The 21757-nt window shown below is 68.0% G+C and carries 19 protein-coding genes; 13 read left to right on the top strand and 6 right to left on the bottom strand.

The features are described from left to right. The first annotated feature begins 101 nt into the window (after positions 1–101). Both IQ782_RS15225 and IQ782_RS15220 read left to right on the top strand, forming a co-directional pair. On the top strand, positions 102–1004 hold the full coding sequence (locus tag IQ782_RS15225) for a LysR substrate-binding domain-containing protein (protein WP_194135513.1): 903 nt from the start codon (positions 102–104) through the stop codon (positions 1002–1004). A 68-nt stretch (positions 1005–1072) separates the two neighbouring features. Continuing rightward, positions 1073–1393: a hypothetical protein gene (locus IQ782_RS15220; RefSeq protein WP_194135512.1), complete on the top strand. Its 321-nt coding sequence runs from the start codon at positions 1073–1075 to the stop codon at positions 1391–1393. A gap of 13 nt (positions 1394–1406) precedes the next feature. Here the strand turns inward: IQ782_RS15220 and IQ782_RS15215 are convergent, their stop codons facing one another. Together IQ782_RS15215 and IQ782_RS15210 are read right to left on the bottom strand one after the other, a co-directional pair. Continuing rightward, a complete protein-coding gene (locus tag IQ782_RS15215; protein ID WP_194135511.1) occupies positions 1407–2183 on the bottom strand; it encodes a hypothetical protein in 777 nt (258 codons plus the stop codon). Between the two features lie 31 nt (positions 2184–2214). Then, a complete protein-coding gene (locus IQ782_RS15210) occupies positions 2215–4983 on the bottom strand; it encodes a S8 family serine peptidase (protein WP_194135510.1) in 2769 nt (922 codons plus the stop codon). A gap of 363 nt (positions 4984–5346) precedes the next feature. On the opposite strand from IQ782_RS15210, the gene IQ782_RS15205 reads away from it, so the two are divergent. From IQ782_RS15205 to IQ782_RS15195, 3 genes are all read left to right on the top strand, one after another. Continuing rightward, positions 5347–6459, top strand: a complete 1113-nt coding sequence (locus IQ782_RS15205) for an isochorismate synthase (protein WP_194135509.1) — start codon at positions 5347–5349, stop codon at positions 6457–6459. Positions 6460–6504: 45 nt separating this feature from the next. After that, a complete protein-coding gene (locus IQ782_RS15200; protein WP_194135508.1) occupies positions 6505–7170 on the top strand; it encodes an isochorismatase family protein in 666 nt (221 codons plus the stop codon). 259 nt (positions 7171–7429) lie between these two features. Beyond that, positions 7430–7837, top strand: a complete 408-nt coding sequence (locus IQ782_RS15195; RefSeq protein WP_194135507.1) for a hypothetical protein — start codon at positions 7430–7432, stop codon at positions 7835–7837. A gap of 104 nt (positions 7838–7941) precedes the next feature. Here the strand turns inward: IQ782_RS15195 and IQ782_RS30320 are convergent, their stop codons facing one another. Beyond that, positions 7942–9018, bottom strand: coding sequence for a LuxR C-terminal-related transcriptional regulator (locus tag IQ782_RS30320; RefSeq protein ID WP_194135506.1), 1077 nt, complete (start codon positions 9016–9018; stop codon positions 7942–7944). 806 nt (positions 9019–9824) lie between these two features. Next, on the bottom strand, positions 9825–10502 hold the full coding sequence (locus IQ782_RS15185) for a hypothetical protein (RefSeq protein ID WP_194135505.1): 678 nt from the start codon (positions 10500–10502) through the stop codon (positions 9825–9827). A gap of 503 nt (positions 10503–11005) precedes the next feature. On the opposite strand from IQ782_RS15185, the gene IQ782_RS15180 reads away from it, so the two are divergent. The 8 genes from IQ782_RS15180 (at position 11006) to IQ782_RS15145 (ending at position 19002) form a co-directional block, all read left to right on the top strand. Continuing rightward, positions 11006–12490 carry a BCCT family transporter gene (locus tag IQ782_RS15180; protein ID WP_194135504.1) on the top strand — a complete coding sequence of 495 codons (1485 nt, stop codon included), beginning with the start codon at positions 11006–11008 and terminating at the stop codon, positions 12488–12490. Between the two features lie 218 nt (positions 12491–12708). Next, entirely contained in the window at positions 12709–13464 is a 756-nt protein-coding gene (locus IQ782_RS15175; protein ID WP_194135503.1) for a DeoR/GlpR family DNA-binding transcription regulator, read from the top strand. Beyond that, a complete protein-coding gene (locus tag IQ782_RS15170) occupies positions 13457–14629 on the top strand; it encodes an MFS transporter (protein ID WP_194135502.1) in 1173 nt (390 codons plus the stop codon). Before IQ782_RS15175 ends, IQ782_RS15170 begins: the two co-directional genes overlap by 8 nt. Before the next feature lie 177 nt (positions 14630–14806). Next, positions 14807–15211 carry a DoxX family protein gene (locus IQ782_RS15165; RefSeq protein WP_194135501.1) on the top strand — a complete coding sequence of 135 codons (405 nt, stop codon included), beginning with the start codon at positions 14807–14809 and terminating at the stop codon, positions 15209–15211. A 195-nt stretch (positions 15212–15406) separates the two neighbouring features. Beyond that, entirely contained in the window at positions 15407–15607 is a 201-nt protein-coding gene (locus tag IQ782_RS15160; RefSeq protein WP_194135500.1) for a hypothetical protein, read from the top strand. Between the two features lie 266 nt (positions 15608–15873). After that, entirely contained in the window at positions 15874–16626 is a 753-nt protein-coding gene (locus IQ782_RS15155) for a hypothetical protein (RefSeq protein ID WP_194135499.1), read from the top strand. Between the two features lie 58 nt (positions 16627–16684). Continuing rightward, positions 16685–16960, top strand: coding sequence for a hypothetical protein (locus IQ782_RS15150; protein WP_194135498.1), 276 nt, complete (start codon positions 16685–16687; stop codon positions 16958–16960). A 119-nt stretch (positions 16961–17079) separates the two neighbouring features. Beyond that, entirely contained in the window at positions 17080–19002 is a 1923-nt protein-coding gene (locus IQ782_RS15145; protein WP_194135497.1) for a DUF3604 domain-containing protein, read from the top strand. A 10-nt stretch (positions 19003–19012) separates the two neighbouring features. On the opposite strand, the gene IQ782_RS15140 is transcribed toward IQ782_RS15145, so the two are convergent. Further along, a complete protein-coding gene (locus IQ782_RS15140; protein WP_194135496.1) occupies positions 19013–20560 on the bottom strand; it encodes a hypothetical protein in 1548 nt (515 codons plus the stop codon). A gap of 174 nt (positions 20561–20734) precedes the next feature. Further along, complete coding sequence (locus tag IQ782_RS15135) at positions 20735–21757, bottom strand: dipeptidase (RefSeq protein ID WP_194135663.1); 1023 nt, start codon at positions 21755–21757, stop codon at positions 20735–20737.

Below are 21757 nucleotides of genomic sequence, written 5' to 3'. Positions count from 1 at the left end.
TGGCCGGGACGAAACCTCCGCCCCACTGGGCGCAGAGATAGGTTGCGCAGCACATTCGATAAATCGTACAGTTCCGCATAGTCTATACGGATTTCCGAACAGTGCAGCCCCCCGACCTGAACACCCTCGCGCAGTTCGTCGCGGTGGCGCGGCATCTCAACTTCCGGCGCGCCGCGGCGGAACTTGCGATGTCGCCCTCGACCTTGAGCGAGCGCATTCGCGAGCTCGAAGCACGGCTCGGGGTGCGCCTGCTCAACCGCAACACCCGCAGCACCTCGCTGACAGAGGAGGGCGAGCGCCTGCTCGACCGGACACGCGACGCGATCGCTGTGCTGGAGGGGGCCGCCGCCGCGCTCGGCATTGCGCCGGACGCGCCGCTCACCGGGCGTATCCGCATCAACGGCCCTGCCCCGGCGATCGAGCTGCGGCTGATGCCACTCGTCGCGTCGTTTCTTGCCGCACATCCCGGCGTTCGGGTCGAGGCGGTCAGCGAGGGCGATCTCGTCGATGTGGTCGAGCGCGGGTTCGATGCCGGGTTGCGCTATGACGAGGCACTGGCGCAGGACATGGTGGCGGTCCGCCTCGGCCCCGACCAGCGCATGGTGGTGGCCGCCGCGCCGGGGTACCTTGCGCGTCATGGCCTGCCCGCAACGCCCGAAGACCTGTCCCGCCACAGCTGCATCGGACATGTGTTCGGTTCCGGCACCCGGCTGCCCTGGTCCTTCGAGAAGAACGGGCGCGCCATGGACCTCCGCCCCGAGGGACGGCTGGCGGTGAACAGCACGGCGGCGGCGCTGGTCGCCGCACGCGCCGGGCACGGGCTGATCTATGCCTTCGATGACTATCTCGCGGCCGATCTCGCCTCGGGACAGCTGGTGCAGGTGCTGGACGACTGGACCCCGCCCTTCCCCGGTCCGTCGCTCTACTTCACCGAGCGCCGGCTCATGCCTCCGGCGCTGCGCGCCTTCATCGACCACGTGAAGGCCCACGCCCCGCGGAGCTGAGGCGGCTTGTTCCCGCGCCGCAAATCCCTATGTTTGGAGGACCATTCTCTGAGCCATCGGGACCCGCCATGAAAAGCTTTGCCGTCGTCTTCGTGATCAGCGCCATGCTGGTTGTCGTTGGGCTCGCCGCGGCCAATCGCAGCCGCAGCGCACTGCCGGGTGACGTGGCCGCCGCGCCGCGCAGCGATGCGGAAGGCGAACGCTACGCGATGAGCGTCGGCCGACCGGTCGAACTCACGCAGGGCGAAGCCCAGGATCTGCGGACCATTGCCCCCGGCATCGATCCCGCGATGGTCCCGCCGCAAAAGGTCGGCAAGATCCGCGCCATCCTCTATGGTCCGGGCAACACCGCCAACAAGCGCAGCCGCATCGAGAGCCTGCTGAACTAAGGGCCACAGCGGCTCAGATCTCGATTGCCGCGATATCCTCGGCGACGCGCGACCCCAGCTTGCGCGCCACCTGAGGCCCGGCGATGCCGAACACCTGGGCGTTCACCGACATGGTCTGGCTGAACTGGCGCAGCGTGGCATCCGACGTCCCGAAGCGGAAGAACAGCACCTGGGTGACCGAGCGCTGCGCATCGAGCTCGAAAGCGACGAGTCGCACCACCGGCGTGCCCGCCTCGATGCTCGCCGTGCTGATCTGGAACTGGTTGGCATTGGCGCGCTGGCTGCGGCGCTGAAAGAGCGTGATCCACGGCGCATCCTTGTCCATGTTCGCAAGCCCGTTCAGCACCGCGATCACACCCGCCGCCGCGCCGGCCGCCGCGCCAAGCAGCACCGTCACCACCGAAACGATCTCGCGGTGCACCTCGGCCGATCCGCCCGCCACCACGCGCATCGACCGATCGGCACTTTCGGCGGTCCAGCCGAGCTTGCCCAGTGTCGCGACGTAGCTGTCGTACCACTCCGCTCCGCCGCCACCCGCTTCAATCGCCTTGTTGGCCGCGAGCTGCGCCAGCAGGAAGGCATCGGCGATATGCGCGCGCAGGGTCGGTGGCACGCTCTCGGCAAAGCTGGCGATCTGCGACCCCACGGCGACCGACAGCCCGCCCGGCCGGTCGAAATCGGGCGGTGGCAGGTCGTTCTCTTCGGCCATTTCAAAGCCGTCTCGGCGCGGGCGTACGGGAAGCTCGACGCTTTCGACAAAGGCCAGCGCCTCGGCAACAGGGTCGGTCATGGCAAGATCCCCTCCTATGGGTCCGCGCGGATCACGTGGTCAGGTCCTCGAAAAGCGCCCGCGCGTCGAGCACGCCGTAGCCCGCCCCGACGTGGTGATGCAGCGGGCTGCCGCGCACCGTGCGGATCAGCGCGGTCTGGAACTGCACCGCGTTGAGCGGCGCCAGCCCGAGCTTGCGGCGACGCGACATGACCAGCGCGATCGCCCCTGTCACATGCGGCGCGGCCATGCTGGTGCCGCTCTTGGCCACGACCGCCTGCAAGTCGCTGCCGCCGGCCTGCGCCGAGCGGATCTGGAAGCCCGGCGCGCAGAGCTCGGGCTTGCGCCGCCCGTCGCGCGTCAGCCCCCAGGACGAGCTGTCATTGAGCCGCGAGGGGACCTCGGAGTTGCAAGCCCCCACCGCGATCACCGTGCGCGCGGTGCCGGGCACCGAAAGCGTCATCTCGGGGTCCTGGGTGTCGAAGCGGATCGGCCGCTCCTGCGTGCGCTCGACCCAGATATGCACTTCGCGCGCGGCGCTCACCATGCGGCGGCCATGCATCTCCAGCCGCCACGCGCCGGACTGGATCGCCTCGGGCTGGGCGAGGATCGAGATCACCAGCCGGTGCGCGCCATTGTCGGGATGCAGTTCCTTGAGGTGCAGGCGGCAGAGGTTGCCGCCCAGGGTCACCTCGGTTTCGGGCGCGTCGAAAGAGGTGAAGACGGAAGCCTCGCCGGAGGGCGCGATCAGCCGGAAGGCCACATCGTCCATGCCGTCGATCCAGGCCTCGAAATAATCGGCCTCGCGGAAGCGGGACGAACTGGTCCAGCTGAGGTCGGCCAGCAACCCGTCGGCCACGGAGACCTTCGCGTGGCCCGCGTGGCCGCGCTCGTTTCCGGCCGACTTCACGATCACGCAATCCGGGTCGCGCCCGCCCCCGGTGATCGCATCGAAGGCCGCCTCGAGCGTGGTGGACCCGTCGTGCGCCCCGGCGTTCATCCCGAGACTGACGTTGATCGCGATCGGCAGCGGCGGCGCCAGCACCGCCGTGCCGCCCTGCGCAGCCCGCCGCAGGAAGGCCAGCGCATCCACATGGCTCATGGAATAACCGACGCTCGGCGGCTCGTCCGGCCGCTGGGTGATGGCCGCCACGACGCAGAGGATGGCCGCCTCGGGCGCCATGCCATCGGCCATGCCACCCACCGCCCGTCCGGCCGCGATCCCGGCGACATGCGTGCCGTGCCCGGCAAGGTCGCGCAGCCGTTCCGGCACCTCTTGCCGGCCCGCCTCATGCGCCGCGATCAGCGCGTCGATCTCTGCGCCGAGATAGAGCCGGCCGTGGTCCTGCGTGAAGGCGGCATCCTGCGCCGCCGGGGTCGCGCCGCCGCTGCCGCGCTGGTCCCAGAGCGCCAGCAGGCGCGTGCTGCCATCGGGCCTGCGGAACGCCTGGTGCAGGATGTCGACGCCGGTGTCGATGAGCCCGACGATCGCCTGATCGCCGCGCTCGTCGATCGGCGGACGGTGGATGTCGGCCGCGCCGACGAAACGCACAGACTCGTCAAGCTCCTCGATCCCCGCCTCGCGGCTCACCTCGATCGCGCCCACCATAGGATCCCGGCGCAGCGCGTCGATATCCGCCGCGCTGGCACGCCCCGTGGCGAATTGTCCGAAGCGCGACGAGACCGGCATTCCGGCGGGCGGCACCCAAGCCTCGCTCCGCAGGCGGATCACCACCGGCTGGCGCGCCGACCGCGGCGAGGCGCGGGGCGTCTGCGGGGGCGGTGCCGCGTCACCGCTTTCGGCATCATCCGCCTCGAAACCCATCTCGAAGCTGGACTCGAGCCCGCCCTCGGTGTCGTCATCGCGCGGGCGCAGCAAGGCTCCCGCACCATCGTCGAACGTGTCATCTTCCGCCTCGGTCGCCAGGGCGCGCACCCGCATGAGCTGCACATAGGCGTCGATCCGATGCGCCGGCACTCCGGGGATCACCCCTTCGATCGCCACATCGGCCCCGCGCGCGACCCGCCCTTCCAGGCCGTCGAACTCCAGCTCGCCGCCCGGCACCGCCGCATCCACCGCGCGGGCGGTCCGCTCGATCGCCGCCTCCTCCTCGGGACTGACCCGCGCCGGCCCGTCGTTCTCGGCGGCAACCTCTGCGGCGACGCCGCGACCGTCGGGGCCCGCGCCCTCGCTCTCCAGCGCCCCGGCGAAATCGAAGTGCAGCAGCCGGCCGGAATGACGATAGATGATCGGGATGCGCGCCACGACATCGTCGTCGTTGACCACCCGCACGTAGCTGCTGCCGAAAGCGGACGTCATGAAGCCCGCCGCCCCGTCCGACAGCATGCGCGGCTGCCCGAAGGTGACCACGCCGGCCGGGTGGCGCGCGCGGTGGTGCGCGGCGGCGATCACCGCGATGGCCCCACCCAGGCTGTGGCCGGTGAACCAGAGCGTGCGCCCGCCCGCCTCCTGCACCGCCCTGTCCACCAGATGCGCCACCGTGGCATAGGCCGCGAGAAAGCCGCTGTGCACCGCGGCACCGAAGGCCGCGGAGTGCGCCGGCGGGATTTGCAGGTTGCTCATCCAGTCGGCCAGCCCCTGCGTGCCGCGAAAGGCGATCACCGCGGACCGCGGACCCATCGCCAGCAGCCCCTCGGTGCTGCCGGCGCGAAACACCCGGCCCTGCACGCGCCAGACCTGTCCCAGGACCCGGCGCGACTCGGCCGTGGGCTCGTAGGACAGCCTGCAGGCCGAGACCAGCGCATAGGCTGCCTTCCAGGAAAACCCGCGCTGCGCGACCCACTCATCCGTGAATTGCATGGTGCCGCTCCTCGGTTTGCGGCCCAGGGGCGATGACCTGTCCGGCGGTCCTCGGGCATTGGCCGGGTGCGGAACGGCGCATCACACGCCTCTTGGGAAAACGATTTCGCAATGGAATGGAGATGATTGTAGCATGAAACCCCACACCAAAGAAGCGAGCCGACGTGATCCGCGCACGCTTTGAGGGACGACGGCCCGCCCCCCGGACAGGCACGCATTGGCCCAGAGCGGTGCAGTGCTTGTGAATTGACAGCCCTCACACCGCCGCGCTAGGTGCGGAGCAGAGACTGCGCGGCGTCGCGCACCTGATCACTCACAGCACCCACCGAACCGGCAGGCAGCTCCTAGAACAGGATTTGTTCCTTGAGCGAACTTGCATTTCCCCTGGCCGCGGCTGCCACCTGCCTAGGCCTTTCGCTGCGTCTTGGTGCGCAGAGCGGTGTCATCGAGGCTTCCCATAGCGCGCCTTTGTCCGAGCTTGCCGCGCGCGGCCCGTCATTGACGCGGCGGATGTACGGAGCCTTTCCCTTCAAGCGGCATCTGCCCGGCTGGCTCTACGCCATCCGCCCCGAGCCGAAGCAGGCACAGCCGCCCGCCCCGCCGAGCGCCGCCGAGGCCCGCCCGCTCGCCCTGCAACGGCTGCCCTCGCAGGACGGATACGCCCGTGCCGTGGGTGCCACCGCGGCGCAGGTCGCCGACCCTGCCGGCCCGCTCCGAAAGGCCGTGCTGGCACGGGCGCTCGACCTGCGCACCGATCGCGCCCTTGACCCCTTTGCCGTGGCGGACCGGCTGGGCAGCGATCCGCATGTGACCGCCTATTGCCTGCCCCTGCCCGGCGCGCATGCCGAGCCGCGCTGGCTGGTCGGAGCGACGCCGGAGCTTCTGCTGCGCAAGACCGGCGCCGCGATTCGCTCGCACCCGCTGGCCGGATCGGCGCGCCGCCGCGAGGAGGCCAGCGAGGACGCGCAGGCGAAGGCGGCGCTGCTCGGCTCGGAAAAGGACAACGTCGAGCACCGCGTGGTGGTCGAATACATCCACGACATCCTCGCCCCCTATTGCGCCACCCTCAGCGTGCCCGCTGCGCCGCAGCTCGACCGGACCGCCAGCATGTGGCACCTTGGCACGTGCATCGACGGCATCCTGCGCGACGCCGACACGCCCTGTCTCGAGCTGCTGGCTGCGCTGCACCCGACCCCCGCGGTCGCCGGCGCGCCGCTGTCCGAGGCGCTGCGGGCGATCGCCGCGGCCGAGCCCTTTGAACGCGAGTTCTACGCCGGGACGCTGGGCTGGGTGGACGCCCGCAACGATGGCGAATGGCATGTCACCCTGCGCTGCGCGATGATCGAGGGCCGTGCGGCGCGGCTCTTTGCCGGGGCGGGCATTGTCGCCGCCTCGGATCCGCAGGCCGAGGTCGCCGAGACCCGCGCGAAGTTCATTGCCATGCGCCGCGCGCTCGGCATCGCCGAAAGCCTCTGATCTCCGATCCCCGACCCCCTCAAGCCAGACCTTGGAAGCGACACGATGGCCCTACCGAAGATCCCCGACTACCCGCTGCCCACTGCCGCCGAGCTGCCGCAGCCCCGCGCGCCCTTCGAGCTCTCCGCCGGGCGTGCCGCGCTGCTGGTGCATGACATGCAGCGCTATTTCTGTGCCGCCTACGGCGCCGACGCCCTCACCCGCGAGGGCAGCACCATCGCGGCCGCCGCGCGCAATATCGCGCGGCTGCTGCAGATCGCCCGCCGCGCCGGGGTGCCGGTCTTCTACACGGCGCAGAAAGGCAACCAGTTCCGCCCCGACCGCGGCCTGCAGGCCGACCTCTGGGGGCCGGGCATGTCGGCGATCCCCGAACACGAGGATATCATCCCGGTGCTCGCCCCGTCCGAGGGCGATATCACCCTCGTCAAGCACCGCTACAGCGCCTTCCAGCGCTCCAACCTCGCCGAGCTGATGCGCGCGCGCGGGCGGGACCAGCTGATCATCACCGGCATCTACGCGCACATCGGCTGCCTTGCCACCGCGGCGGAAGCCTTCCAACGCGACATCCAGCCGTTCTTCGTGGCAGATGGCCTCGCAGACTTCAGCCGCGACAAGCACGACATGGCCCTGAGCTGGGTCGCCGCCTGCACAGGCGTGCCGCTGACCAGCGACGCGGCCGCGGCAACGCTCGCGCGCGGCACACCGCACTGAGGCTCTCGGGCGTGCCCAGCCACGCGCCACGCAGCGGCGTCCGGATGCGCCCGAGCGCGCCTTATCGGGGTGGCCCGGACCCCATGGTACCGTGATTGACCAAGCGCTCGCAAAGCTCCGCCGGACCGCTTCCTGACGTCACGTCTCGCGCCAGCCCCACCACAGCCGGGGGCTGGTTCGGCGCCGACAGAGCCGTCTTCGACACGATGAACGACATGGACGGACTGGACGGTCGGGGAAATCGCCCCCGAAGATCAACGTGGCGGTCGGGACGCTGCGCGAGGGCGACCTGGGGGACGAAACCGGAACCGCGGGCCACAGCTCTGCTGTGCCGCCGACAGAGGAGGTTCAGCTTCCGGCCCGGCGCACCCCGGAACAGCAACGCGAGCTTCGGCTGACCGGGGAAAGGCTGCACCAGGTGACCGAGCGGCGCGAGGCCAGCGTCAAGGCGCTACGGGCTTCGAACGAAGAGCTGCTTGCGGTCCCCGAGGAGCTGCTTGCGATTAGCTCAGGGCACGAAGGCCAAATCGAGAGGTTCTCGGAGCTGGACCGCAGCACCGGACTGGTGCCGGAACCCGCGATGCTCGCGTCACCGCGCCGGACCGGGACTGCCGCATCCTGCGCCTCAGCCGGGTCATTGCCGGCAAATTCAGCTGGATCCGCATGACACCTCTCGCAAGCTGGCGGTGGTCGGGCCGCGGCGCACCCAGCAAGACCGGGCACCCCACGACCCCACCTCGAGCGCGGCGGCAGGCCCGGCGCGCCCGGCGCTCAGCTGAGTCGGCCGGGTTCCGGCGGCTGCCCCGAGAAATGGACCGATGCGCTTTTTTCCATGCGCCGCAGATGCTCGACGGCGCGCTTGTTGAACTCCGGCTTCCGGCTGCCGGGAAAGAAGCCGCTCGGAACCCGGTGCGCGTCTTCCCGCGTCACCGCGGCCACCAGATCGACACGGTCGGGCAGCGCCGGTGTCTCCGGCCGCTGGCGCGCGGCGACAGGCGGCCGGTCGCCCGGCGCGTGTTCGGCAAGCTTCGCCTGCGACCGGCGGGCGGCGATGAGCGCCGCCTCCGTGCGGTTCTTCGCACCGAGCTTTCGCATCACTTGGCGCACATGAAGCTTGACCGTGGCCTCGGTGGTGTCGAGCGCCCTTGCGATTTCCTTGTTCGATCGCGCCTGGCCGAGATTGTCGAGCACGGCGAGCTGCCGAGGCGTCAGCTCGCCAAGGTCCGGCTCCTCCGCGCCCGCCCCGATATCGGTTGCGTCGATCTCCTTCAGAAAAGTGTCGGCCCGGCGGGACTGCGGTGCAGCGGTGGGCCGCGGCGCTGCACCATGTTCGCCCGAAGAGCCGCCGGACAGGTCTGGCAATTGCTCCGGCCGCGAGGGTGGCGCATCGTCCGGCTCGCGCGAGGGCTCGGAACTATGCAGCAGATCCAGCACCGATGGAGGTACGAAGATGCCGCCATGCAGTGTCAGGTCCAGCGACTTCAGGGCCACCGCCGGATCGGTTGCAGCAGGCACCACGCCGCGCGCCCCCGCTTCGAGCGCACCGCGGACGAACTCCGCGCTGGCCATTTCGCAAAAGACGACAACCGGACCAAGCCGGGCCGTCTGGCTCAACTTCTGCACGATCGCGAACCAGATGGACGTGCTCGTGCTCGCGCCTGTGTTGATGACGCACATGCCGCCCTGAGCCTGCGGAAAGATATCATCCGTGTTGCTCGCGGAGACTTCCTCGATCCGCAATCCGTGCAGACGCGCGAAGCCGGACAGAAACTGCGAAAGCTGTGCCCGCGTCAGCGGCATTTCGTCCACGATGTAAAGGATCGGTTCGCTTGAGTTGGAAATACTCATCTCACCGCTCCCTCGAAGAGGAAAGCCGCAGCCTTTTGAATATGATTTAACATGACCCCCAGAAACTTCTTTTTTTGGAAATGTTTTCCAGATTTCAAATAACCCCATTTTTGCGCAAACGACTATAACACCGGGTCATCGCCGAATACTCGGCAATAAATCTCTTGATGAACACTTGGCGGATTATTGCTGAGAACACGGAAGCGAGACGAGAGAATATGAAATTCCGGAACGCAGCGGCACCACATCCACCGGGCCGACAACCGGGCAGGAATTTTCGGTCGCGCGCATCCCACTTTCCCGGAACTCTCGCAAAGGTTGAGACCTAGCTCACTGATTTCGCGTCATTCCCACCGCGTCCGGATCGGTCGGCACCTGAGCCCGGAAGACAGGTGCATGTCCTTTTGCATTGGGGTATTTCCGTTTCATGCCTGCCGCTTAGGAAAGTCCATGTTGCATAGGCGGAAAAGTGCACTTGCGCAGGTTGTGCCCCGTCTGCGCGGCAATGCCGCTGGGGACAGCGTGCCCTTGCACGGCATCGACTCGGATAGAGCCACAACCTCGGGAATCAGGGATTCTGCTCGCGCTATCATGCCAGCGCTGCGGACCCGCCCGCCGAAAAGCCCCGGTCCGTCGGCGCAATTGGTCAGCGCGGTTCAAGAAGGCTTCCCGCGGCACCGCGAGGGATCAATTGCAGGACGCGCCCGGCAATCTCGGCGGCACGCCCACCGCCACCCGCTGGAACAGCACCCGCCGCGGCGGGTGCTGAAGCGAAGTCAGAAAGTGAAGGCCGCGCGCCGGCAGCCTCAGCCGATCGCCAGGGTCGCTTCGATCAACGAGCCTGAATAGCTGTCCTCGATTGTCAGCGCCCCGGCATAGACGTCCGCGTAGGTGTGCTCTGCCCGGACCTCGACATCGAAGTCGACCTCGGCCACGTTCCCATCGGACACATGCTGATAGCTGCCGACCCGGTAACTGCTTTCCGGCGTGATGATGAGCGGGTTCCTCAGCGTGAGATCGGCAAAATCCACGGCAAACACCTGGGTCGTGGTTTCTTCCCAGTTCTTTCCGGTGACCGTCCTCGTCTTGGTAAAGACGAAATCCGCGCCATCCACCTCGCAAAAGGCGTCGGTCGTGGCGTATTGTGCCCCTCCCTCCGCGGCGGCCAGGAAGCTTGCGCTGCCAATCGCGAAAGACGCACGCCCGGTATCGACGATCTTCGCGTCCAACTCCGCCGAAGCGAAAGTGTGCTCACCCACCGCTTCGGCGCTGCCACCGAGCACCATGTCGATCGAGGTCTCGCCTCGCGCATCCTCGTCGCAGCGAGAATGCAGCCGCCCGCCGCGATGCCCCGTCGCCGCGCGTTCGACAAAATCTTCGAGAAAATCTAGCGCCCTATCCAGCGCTCTATCCGACCAGCTTCCCCGTTCGAGGATTTTGCTGACACGCGCCAAAACTGCCGAATACAAATCGTGGCCCTCCAATATATGTATCTTATCCAAAAGATGTGACGTCACAAATTTGACACGATCACTTTGCCCGCCGAATATGGAAAAATACATACACCTTACGATAGGCAATATATTCGAGATGCGGCACGCGACAGGATGACATGCCTCGCCCGTAATCATTTGCTTTTTTCCGACGCCTCTCGAAAATACCGCGCCGATAGAGATACCGCCGGTCTCGCACAAGGATATCGAAAGTGCCGCCGGGAACTTTCGATATCCTGCCGAGCTATCCCATCGGAGCATCGCCGCCCGGACGCGGCCGCGATGCGCCGCCGCCGCCACTGCGCGCCGCAACCTATGCGCGTCCCCCCGGTCCCCAGCCCTGGAAATTTTTCGCGGCAATTTCCGGAGACGGGCGCGGCCGGCGCGTGCTGGAAATAGCTGTTGTCTCGCCGCGGATCTTGTTGGCATTCTGAAGTGCCGCCCCCTGCCGGACGCGCTTCGCGGAAATGTCCCTGACGAGAAGACGTGTTCGGATGAAACCCAGCGCAATGACCCTCACCGCCCTCGCCCTGAGCGCCGGCATCGGCCTCTGGGGCATTCTCGATCCGCGCGGCCTGGGCACGGGCGCAGCGGCCATCGTCGCCGCCCAGTTCGAAAGCCTAGGCTGGTTCATCATGCTGACCGCCAGCGGGATGCTGCTTGCGGCGATCTACCTCGCCGTATCGCCCTTCGGATCGGTGCGGCTCGGGCCCGAGGAGTCCCGGCCCGATTTCTCGACACCCTCGTGGATCGCCATGCTCTTCGCCGCCGGGATGGGCGTCGGCCTGCTGTTTTACGGAGCCGCCGAGCCGCTCACCCATTTCGCCACGCTCAGCGCGCATTATCCGCCGTCGCGCGCGGCGGGGCTGGCGCTTTTCGTCACCTATGTGAACTGGGGGCTGCATGCCTGGGCGATCTACGGGATGGTCGGCCTTGCCATCGGCTTCTTTGGCTTCCGGCGCGGGCGTCCGCTTCTGCTCAGCGCCTCGGTCGAGGACAGTTTCGGGACCGCACGCTGGACCCGGACCCTGGGCTGGCTCTTTGACCTCATGGCCATCGTCGCCATCGCCGTGGGGCTCGCCGGTTCGCTGGCCATGGGCGTCTTCCAGATCCAGGCCGGACTGGCCAGGCTGCTCGGTCTCGCCCCCTCGCCGCAGCTCACCGGGGCCGTCTTTGTCGCGGTGTGCCTTGGCTTTGCGATCCCCCTTCGGCGCGAGCTTGGCGACGGCATGGCGCGCCTGTCGAACATCGCCATGATCCTCTCCATCGGCCTGCTGCTCTACCTGCTGATCATGGGACCGACGTCCTATCTGATGAATGCGATGGTCACCGGCTTCGGCCGCTACCTCTTCAACGTCCTGAAGGCAGGCTTCGCCACGGCCGAATTCCTCGAGGACGACGTGGTTGGCTGGTTCAAGGGCTGGACGCTGAACTACATGATCTGGTGGCTGGCCTGGTCGCCGTTCGTCGGGGTCTTCATCGCCCGCATCTCGCGCGGCCGCACGATCCGCGAGTTCCTCTTCGGGGTGATCCTCGCGCCGACGCTGTTTTCCGTCATCTGGTTCGGCGTCTTCGGGGGGCTGGGCTTCTACGACAGCCTGCGGATCGAGGGCGCGCTGGCGGCGGTCACCACCGAGAACCTCGACGCCACCACCTTTGCGCTGCTCGAGCGCTTCCCGCTGTCGGCGCTGACCAGCGGCGCGTCGATCGTCGCGGCCTTCCTGTTCGTCGTGACATCCGTGGTCAGCGCCGCCTTCGTGCTCGCGATGTTCGCCACCGGCGGTGCCGAGAACCCGCCGGTGCGCCTGCGGCTCACCTGGGGGGCGGTGCTGGCCGCGCTTGGCCTGGCCATGGTGCTGGTGGGTGACGTCACGCTTGTCCGCTCGGTGATCGCGCTGTCGGCCATCGTCTTCATCTTCATTGCGCCAATCCTGGTGCTCTGCCTGCTGCGGGCGCTTCGGCGGGAAGCCCGAGGATGAGCGCGCAACTGGTCGACACCCTGCTGAACCTCGCGGTCTTCGCTTATATCGGGGTGCTGATATGGCTCGCCCTGCGCCCGGATCCCTGACGGCAGCGGCAGGCGCGCGCCGCCATCGCGGCCCGGCAAGGAGACGCCGAGGCCCCTTTCATATCTTGCACGACATTGCAAATTGCAGCACAACTCGGCGCAAAGCGGAACAAAACGGCAGGCCCCTCGATGCCCCCATTCCTCCCGGACGCGCGCCAGGACGCCCTGCGGCTGCGGCTCGAACGTGGCAGCGCCCTCGAACTCTCGGCGGTCGCCAGCGAGTTCGGGGTCTCGATCGACACCGTGCGGCGCGACCTGAAGGCGCTCGAGGCGCAGGGCGTCGCACGCTGCGTGCGCGGTGGCGCGATGCCGGTGAGCCGGCCCTCCGGTGCCGCGCTCGAAAGGATGGCCGCTGCCCAGCCCGGCCACGAGGCCATTGCCGCCGCCGCCCTCGCGCTGATCGAGGACGGCATGGTGCTGCTGCTCGACGGCGGTGCCACGGTGCATGCGCTGGCGCAGGCGCTGCCGCTGCTGCCCAACTGCCTGGTGGTGACACCCGCGCCGGCGGTCGCGCTGGCCTGCCTTGCGGCCGGGCTGGACACGCAGCTTGTCGGCGGTCGCATGTCACCGGCAGGCGCGGTCTGCGTCGGGCATGGCGCGGTCGCGGCGCTTTCCGACATCGCGGCGGACATCGCCTTTCTCGGCGTCTGCGGGCTGGACCCGGTCTTCGGCCTCGGGGCCGATGACCTCGACGAGGCCGAACTGAAACGGGCCATGGCGGCGGCGAGTCACCGCGCCGTCGCGCTTGCCGGTGCCGGCAAGCTGGGGCTGCGCGCGCGTCACCGCGTGCTGCCCTGCAAGGCGCTGGACCTGCTGATCACCGATGCCGCCCCAGGCACCACCTCCCCTTATGCTGAACTTGGAATCGAGGTCCGTCATGCGTGATCCCAGAACCCCCTGGCGCGCGGTCGCCGCCGCCTTTGCGCTGAACGGCGTGCTGCTGGGCTGCTGGGCCTCGCGCATCCCGGCCTTCGTCGATCGGCTCGGCCTGGACGAGCGCACGCTCGGCGGGCTGCTGCTGGTCATGGGAGCCGGCGCGCTGACCTCCTTCCCGCTGGCCGGACGGCTGTCGGACCGGTTCGGCGCAGTGCGGCTCACGCGCTGGATCGCCCTTGCCTACCTGGGATCAGCGGTTTTCCTCGGCCTGTCGCAAACGCCGGCCATGCTGGCCGCCGCGCTGTTCTTCTTCGGCATGTGCCACGGCTCGATGGACGTGGCGATGAACAGCTGGGCCAGCGAGGTCGAGCGGCACATGCGGCGTTCGGTCATGTCCTCCTTCCACGCCATGTGGAGCCTGGGCGCCGGCCTCGGCGCGGCGGGCGGCTATCTCGCGGCGGCCAGCGGAACCTCCACCGGCCTGCATTTCGCGCTCGCTGCGGCGGTCTCGGCCGCGCTCTTCGGTCCGTTCCTGCGCCTGCCATGGCAGTCCGTCGCCCGCCGAGATCCCGCGCGCGCGCCGATCTTCGCCCTGCCCCGCGGCCCGCTGCTGTTGGTGGCGCTGATGGCGCTGGCCGCCGGGCTCGGCGAGGGCGCGGCGGTGGACTGGAGCGCCGTCTTCCTGACCGAGACCTTGGGCACCCCCGAGGCCCGCGCCACCTTCGCCTATGCCGCCTTTTCCGTCACGATGGTGGCGATGCGCCTGTCGATCGACACGATCATCACCCGTTTCGGCGCGGTGACGGTGGCCCGCGTCGGCGGACTTCTCGGCGCGGCGGGCTACGCGATCTGTGCCACGACCGGACTTCTGCCCGTCGCCCTCTTCGCGTTCATCCTGATGGGGATGGGCTATGCCGCGGTGATCCCCATGGCGTTCACCCGCGCCGCCAACGATCCCGAGGTGCCGCCGGGCCAGGCCATCGCCTCGGTCGCGACGCTCGGCTACGGCGCAATGCTCTTCGGCCCGCCGATCATCGGCTTCATCGCCCATGCCACCTCGCTGCGGGTGCCCTTCGCCATGGTCGGCGGCGCGGCGCTGCTCATCACCCTCTGCGCGAGTGCCCTAAGCACAACACGCGCGGCCCCTTCCGCACGTCCGGAGACTTCCGCCTAGGTAGAATGCCGTGATTGCAGTACCCTAGGGCAAGCTCCCGCTCTGGGGGACCCGCGCTGGCCGATGATCGGCGCGCGGCTGACACGGTGCGGTCAGTGCAAGAGAGCGTCGGTCCGCATCGCGGGACGGCAAGCCCGCGTAAGCGTTTCACCATGTCCTGAACAAAGGATCTCTGGAATGTCCCATACATCGTCCGGCCGCTTGGCCCCGCTGATGCTGAGTGTCCTGCGCATCGTCACCGCGCTCATCTTCCTGCTGCACGGAACCCAGAAGCTGTTCGGCTTCCCCGCCACCGAACAGCAACCCCCGCTGTTCTCGCTGATGGGTCTTGGCGGCGTGCTGGAACTCGTCGGCGGGCTGCTGATGCTGATCGGCTTGTTCACGCGCCCCGTGGCCTTCGTGCTGTCGGGCATGATGGCGGTCGCCTACTGGATGTTCCACGCGCCGCAGAACCTCTACCCCACGCTGAATGGCGGCGATGCGGCAATCCTCTATTGCTTCGTCTTCCTCTACTTCGCCGTGGTCGGCGGCGGCAGCCTGAGCCTTGATGCGCTGCGCGGGACCGGCGGCAAGAGGATCTGACACCCACCCCGGCCGCGTCATCGATCCGGCCCTGTCGCACCCTGCGTGGTGCAGGGCCGGAAGCCGTGGATATGCCGACACCGGGCGGGGACTCGCGCTGCGGCAGAGGCGTCCCCGCGCGGCGCCATGCCCCAAGGAAAACAATTCAAAGGTGTCTTGTGATGAAAGGCATCAACCCATCAGAGAAGAGCTTCCTTGGGTGGACCATTGGCCGGGACACCCGATCTGCCGACCGCGATTGTTGACAATATTTCCAAAGAATTCGCCATATCCATGAAATGGAATAACATTCCCGCAATCTTACATTTCCGCCCCACCTTAAACCCACTTATCTTCGCCAAAACCTCTGATTTTGTTGATCCATATCATGGCTTTAAAGTACCATTTCCGGCATAGGACTTCGGCATCCGCCAACGGCACCCACAGGTGATCGGAGGACTCACCTGACACAAGGCAGTCGCGCATGCCGCAGGGCGGGACGCGCATTGCCCTTCGCTCGAGACCACATCGTTCCAAGCACTCCCACAGGGCCACGCGCGGAACTGCTATCCCGTCTGATCGACCGTATTTCCAGCGTCCCGGTTTTCCTCGTCTCCTCGGTCTTCAGGCCAACACCCCGCGCGCCGGATGTCCCGGCCTGTGTAATGAGGAGGTTCGATCACATGACACCTGCAGCCGTGTACGGCGGCCTTTTGACAGCCCTCGCGGTGATGGGCCCGGCCCTGCCGTCCCACGCCCAGAGCGACTGGGACGTCCGCATCACCCCCTACATGTGGGCAACCGGCTTCGAGGGCGATCTCGGCACGATCCCCGGCTTCCCGGCGCAATCGCTCGACCTGTCGTTCGGCGACATATGGGACGAGCTCAATTACGGCCTGTTCCTGTTCGGCAGTGCCCGCAACGGGCCCTGGGTGATCTATTTCGACGGCTCGGTGGTACAGACGGATAGCACGGAGAAGATCGGCGGCCCCGACATCGACAAGGTGAACATCAAGAGCGACACCTCGACCCTGACCCTGGCCTTCGGCCGCACGGTGTCGCAGTCCTCCAGACACACCCTCGATGTCTTCGGCGGCATCCGCTACTGGCATCTCGAAAACAGCTACAGCGTCTATACCCCTTTCGGCCGGCAGAAGCGCGACACCGACACCGATTGGACCGACCCGATCGTCGGCATCTCCGGGCGCTATGCGCTCAACGACCGCTGGCAGGCCTTCGGGGCGGCGGACGTCGGCGGCTTCGGCGTCGGCTCGGAGTTCCAGGGCTCGCTCACCGCCGGCCTGGGCTACAGCATGTCGGACGCATTCTCGCTTGCCCTCGGCTGGCGTCTTCTGGACGTCAACTACGACACCGACGGGATCGTCTACGATGCGCGGCAGACCGGCCCGATCATCGGCGTGACGTTCAAATACTGACACGAAGCACGGTGCCGGACGGCGCTCGCCCGGCCCTGATCACCCAAGGGAGGAAGCTATGCGGTATCTCTATCTGACCGGAGCCTTGATCGCCGGGACGCTTTTTGGCGGCTGTAGCGACAATCAGGGCATCAACGCCGCCACCGGCGGCCTTGCCGGGGCGGCCATCGCGCATGAGGTGAGCGGCGGCAACAAGACCGCCGCCGCCCTCGGCGGCGCGGCCATCGGCACCGCCATCGGGGCCAATGTGCCCACCAGTTCCAGCGGCACCAAGCTCTGCAACTTCTACAACCCGCAGACCGGGGCCTCCTACAAGGCGGAATGCCCGAGGTAAGCCCCCACCACGCCGCCGCACCGCGCAGGTCCCTCTCCCTCGGCGCGGCCAGACCCCACGCAGCCCCGCTTGGCAGCGACACGCCCTCAGGCGGGGCCCGGCAAACGAAAGGGAGACCCATGAAACCTGCATCGCTCTGGACCACGCTGCTGCTGACGGCCGTCCCGGTCGCGGCATCCGCGCAATTCATCCCGTCAGAGGAGTCCCTCACCGGGCTCTATCACGGCAAGACCTACTCGCCCTACGCCCAGCGCTCCTTCCCCAGTCAGGTGTTCTGGGGGGACAGCCACCTGCACACGGCGCTCTCGGCCGATGCCGGGCTCTTCGGCAACACGCTGGGGCTCGAACCCGCCTATCGCTTCACCCGCGGCGAGGAGGTCACCTCGGCCACCGGTCTGCCGGTGAAGCTGGGACGGCCGCTCGACTGGGTGGTGATCGCCGACCACTCGGACATGATGGGCTTTTCCACCGATCTCGCCTCCGGCGCCCCCAACATCCTCGCGGTGCCCGAGGGCAAGCGGTGGTTCGACGGGCTGCAGGCCGGCGGACAGGAGGCCGCGGACGCCGCGCTCGATCTCATCACCAACTTCGCACAGGCAACGCTGCCCGAGAAGCTGCTGAAGGACTACGCGCCCGGCTCGAAGATCTACAACTCCGTCTGGGGCGATGTCATCGACGCCGCCGAGCGGTTCAACGACCCCGGCAACTTCACCGCCTTCATCGGCTACGAGTGGACCGCGCTCGACAAGGGCAACAACCTGCACCGCAACGTGATCTTCCGGGACGGCGGCGAGAAGGCCTCGCAAGTCGTGCCGATGGTCACCCAGCCGCCCTACGGCAGCACCGACCCGCTCGACCTCTACCAGTACCTCGAGGATTACGAGGCCAAGACCGGCGGCTCGGTGCTGGCCATCGCGCACAACGGCAACCTGTCGAACGGGCTCATGTTCCCCTTCGAGCAACAGTTCACCGGCAAGGCCATCGACGAAGGCTACGTGCAGAAGCGTGCCAAGTGGGAGCCGCTCTACGAGGCCACCCAGATCAAGGGCGATGGCGAGGCGCACCCGCTCCTCAGCCCTGACGACAAGTTCGCCGATTACGAGACATGGGACGTCGGCAACCTCGACCTGACCGAAGCCAAGACCGACGCCATGCTGAAATACGAGTACGCCCGCTCGGCGCTGAAGATGGGGCTCCAGCTCGAGGACAAGTTCGGCACCAACCCCTACAAGTTCGGCATGGTCGGCTCGACCGACTCGCACACCTCGCTGCCGGCGATCGAGGAGGACAACTTCTTCGGCAAGGCGGCCACCGCCGAGCCGTCTCCGACGCGGATGGAGCATCCCTTCGCCAAGTCCGACAAGGGCACCTACGAGGGCTACCAGCTCGTCGCATCCGGCCTCGCCGCTGTCTGGGCCAAGGAGAACACCCGCGCCGCGCTCTTCGACGCGATGGCGCGCAAGGAGGTCTATGCCACCACCGGGCCGCGCATGATGGTGCGCTTCTTCGGCGGCTGGGACTATACCGACGACGACCTGCGCTCGCGCCAGCCCGCCTTCATCGGCTATGAAAAGGGCGTGCCCATGGGCGGCGACCTGCGCGCCGCCTCCGAGGGGGCAACCGCCCCGAGCTTCATGGTCTACGCGCTGCGCGACCCGGTCGGTGCCAACCTCGACCGCATCCAGATCATCAAGGGCTGGATGGATACGGCGGGCGAGACCCACGAGAAGGTCTATGACGTCGCCTGGTCCGAGGGGCGCGAGATGGGCGCTGACGGCACCCTGCCCGAGGTCGGCAACACGGTCGATATCCCCGCCGCCACCTGGTACAACACCATCGGCGCGTCGGAGCTGGCGACGGTCTGGACCGACCCCGAGTTCGACCCGGCGCAGAAGGCCTTCTACTACGCGCGTGTGCTGGAGATCCCGACGCCGCGCTGGGTGGTCTACGACGCGCAGCGCTTCGGCGTGGAAATCCCCGAAGGCGCCGAAACCATCGGTCAGGAGCGCGCCTATACCTCGCCGATCTGGTACACGCCGTGACCTGAGAGGCTTACGGGCGGGGCGGCAGGACGCCCCGCTCTTGCAGAAGCTTGAGCAGCGCGATGATCGTGGCCGCGCTCAGATCTACCGATCCCGCAAGATGGATGCCCAGCCCGCCGTCGCCGATCTCCTGCGGCGCACCCTCATCGAAACGGGGATCGAGCATGCGCAGCTCCTCGGGCAGTTCAGGGCAGAGCGGGCGAGCCTTCAACAGGAGATCAACTGCATCGATGAACAGCGTCCGCGCCGCCTCTGTTCGCGCGCCCTGCCGGCCCTGGGACACCAGCGGAAGCGGTGGATCGCGCGCCAGATCGACCAGGTGGAACACCGCGCAGTTGCGGACAACCGAGGCGGACACCTCGGCCCGGACATCCACCTGCTCGCGCTGCTCCAACGCGCCGCGTTGCCAGGCGCTGTCGCCGACCCTGTCGCAGGTGAAACTGCGTGCATCGAGCCGGGCCAGCACGACAACCGTGGCCTCCTGCGCCGTCGCCTCGATGTTCTCCACCGAGACGCGCGCGCGGCAATCGTCGACCAGAACCGCCCCCTCGGCCAAGTCGGGCAACTGCTGCTGCACGGCGCGCAGGTCAAGCATCGCTGCGAGCCCGATGCGTGTGGGCGACTGCGGCCACATCCGCAGGTCGAGGCGATAGGGCACCGGCGGCGCTTGCTCGCCCAGGCTGCCCTCGAGACGCAACCGCAGTTCATCGGATCCCACGGGCTCTTCCCCGCCCTGCGGCAGCAGGCCCTTGCGCTGCCAGAGCGCCAGCAAGGCCACGATCCGCGCCGCGTCAGAGGCCACCGTTCCCACCAGCGCCGCCCCTAGCCCGCCATCGCCGATCTCGATGGCACCGCCAGAGCTGAACTCCGGCGACAGCAGCGACAGCGCCTCGGGCATGTCCGGGCAGACCGGGGCCGCGCGCAGCGCCGCGTTGCCCTCTTCGAGCAGCGCGCGGCGGACCTTCTCGGTGAGCCCGAGCAGCGTGCCAAGCCCTCCCACAATGCCGCGCGGGTCAAGCGCCAGGTCGCGCAAGTCGAAGACGACGCAATCGTCCCTCAACCCCGCGCCGACAAGCGCGTCGAAATCCACCATCTGCGTCCAGAGATGGGCGCCGCGCCTCTCACCGGCGGTGCCCCGCCCCTTGCAGCGGAAGAGCTCGGCGCGCACCGCGCCACGGGCGCGCACGGCATTGCCCTCTGCCTCGGCGCTTGCCAGCCCGAGCGTGAGACCAAGCCCGCAATCCGGCTCGACGCTGCCCGAAAGCAGGGTTGGAAGGAGGCTCTGGATCTCCCGCAGATCGGCGGCAGCCCTCACCGCGATGCGGGTCTCGCCGCCCGGCGCAAGCCCCATGTAGGCCCGGAAAGGCAGCGGCCGACCGGCGGTGTCGATCTCTTCCGCGATGCCGAAGACGAGATCGCCCTCATAAAGCGCGCGGTCAAGCGGGACGGTCGAAACCTCTTGCGCGACCGGCAAGGGCAACTCGCTGCTGCCGCATCCGGCCAGGACCAGCAACGCGGCGATCCCGGCCCTGACGATCCATGCCCCCGTTCTTGCCATGCGCCCTCCGCATCACGCCGGGCAGAAGCGACTGCGCGGCGGATTCTTCCCTTGGGGAAGCATCGCACAAGTTCGCTCGCCGGGACATGGCGGTGCGCGCGCGAAGGTGGACGCGCGGCCTGTCGCATCACCGGCCGCGACCCTTGCGCCCGGTTGGCAACGGGCACGTCGCGGTCATTGCCCCCAGGCGCGTTCCAGCGTGGCGATCCAGTTGCGATGGGCGATCTTGGCGAGATCCTCTTCGTCATAGCCTGCGGCCCTCAGGGCCTCCAGCAGGCGCTGCACCCCGGACACGTCGCCGATGTGCCGCGACATGAAGGTGCCGTCGAAATCCGAGCCAAGGCCGACGTGATCGATGCCGACGCGCTCGACGAGGTAGTCGATATGGCGCAGCATGACATCAAGGCCCATCTCCGGATCGCGTATGCCCTCGGGGTGCAGGAAGCGCACGCCGAAATTCAGCCCGATCAGCCCGCCGGTCTCGCGGATCGCGTCCAGTTGCCGATCGGTGGCGTTGCGGCTGTGCGGGCAAAGCGCGAAGGCGTTGGAATGCGAGGCGACGAGCGGCGCGTCGGAGATCTTCGCGACGTCCCAGAACCCGGCATCGTTCATGTGCGACAGATCGACGAGGATCCGCAGTTCGTTGCAGAGCCGGACCAGATCCTTGCCGGCCTCGGTCAACCCGCCGCCGAGATCCGGATCGTGGCCCATCACGAAGGGCACACCATGGGCGAAGATGTTCGGGCGGCTCCAGACCGGGCCGAGCGTGCGCAGCCCGGCGGCGTGGAGCACGTGCAACAGGTCGAGATCCTCGGTTGCGGCCTCGATGCCCTCGACATGGAACACCGCGGCAAAGCTGCCCTCTGCCATGGCGGCGCGGATCTCTGCCGCGCTGCGGCAGAGCCTGACTGCCCCGCCCGAGCGGCGCACGATGCGCTGCAGCAGCGCAGCCTGCGCGATGGTCTGCTGAAGCGCCGACTCCTGCGGCACGCGCGGCAGGTCGCCCTGGTCGTCAAGCGTCTGGTCCGGCGTGCTGACCCAGATCGCGCAGAGCCCGCCCGCAAAGCCCGAGGCCCGCGCCCGCGGCAGGTCCACCTGCATCTCCGGCGCGCCGGTCAGAAAGCGGCTCTCGGCCCCGTCCCGCGCGCGCAGCAGCTTGGACAGAACGTCGTTGTGGCCGTCAAAGACGGGGATCAT

Source organism: Salipiger mangrovisoli (genome assembly GCF_015223355.1).
Lineage (GTDB): Bacteria > Pseudomonadota > Alphaproteobacteria > Rhodobacterales > Rhodobacteraceae > Salipiger > Salipiger mangrovisoli.
This window is presented reverse-complemented; position numbering and strand designations above follow the sequence as displayed.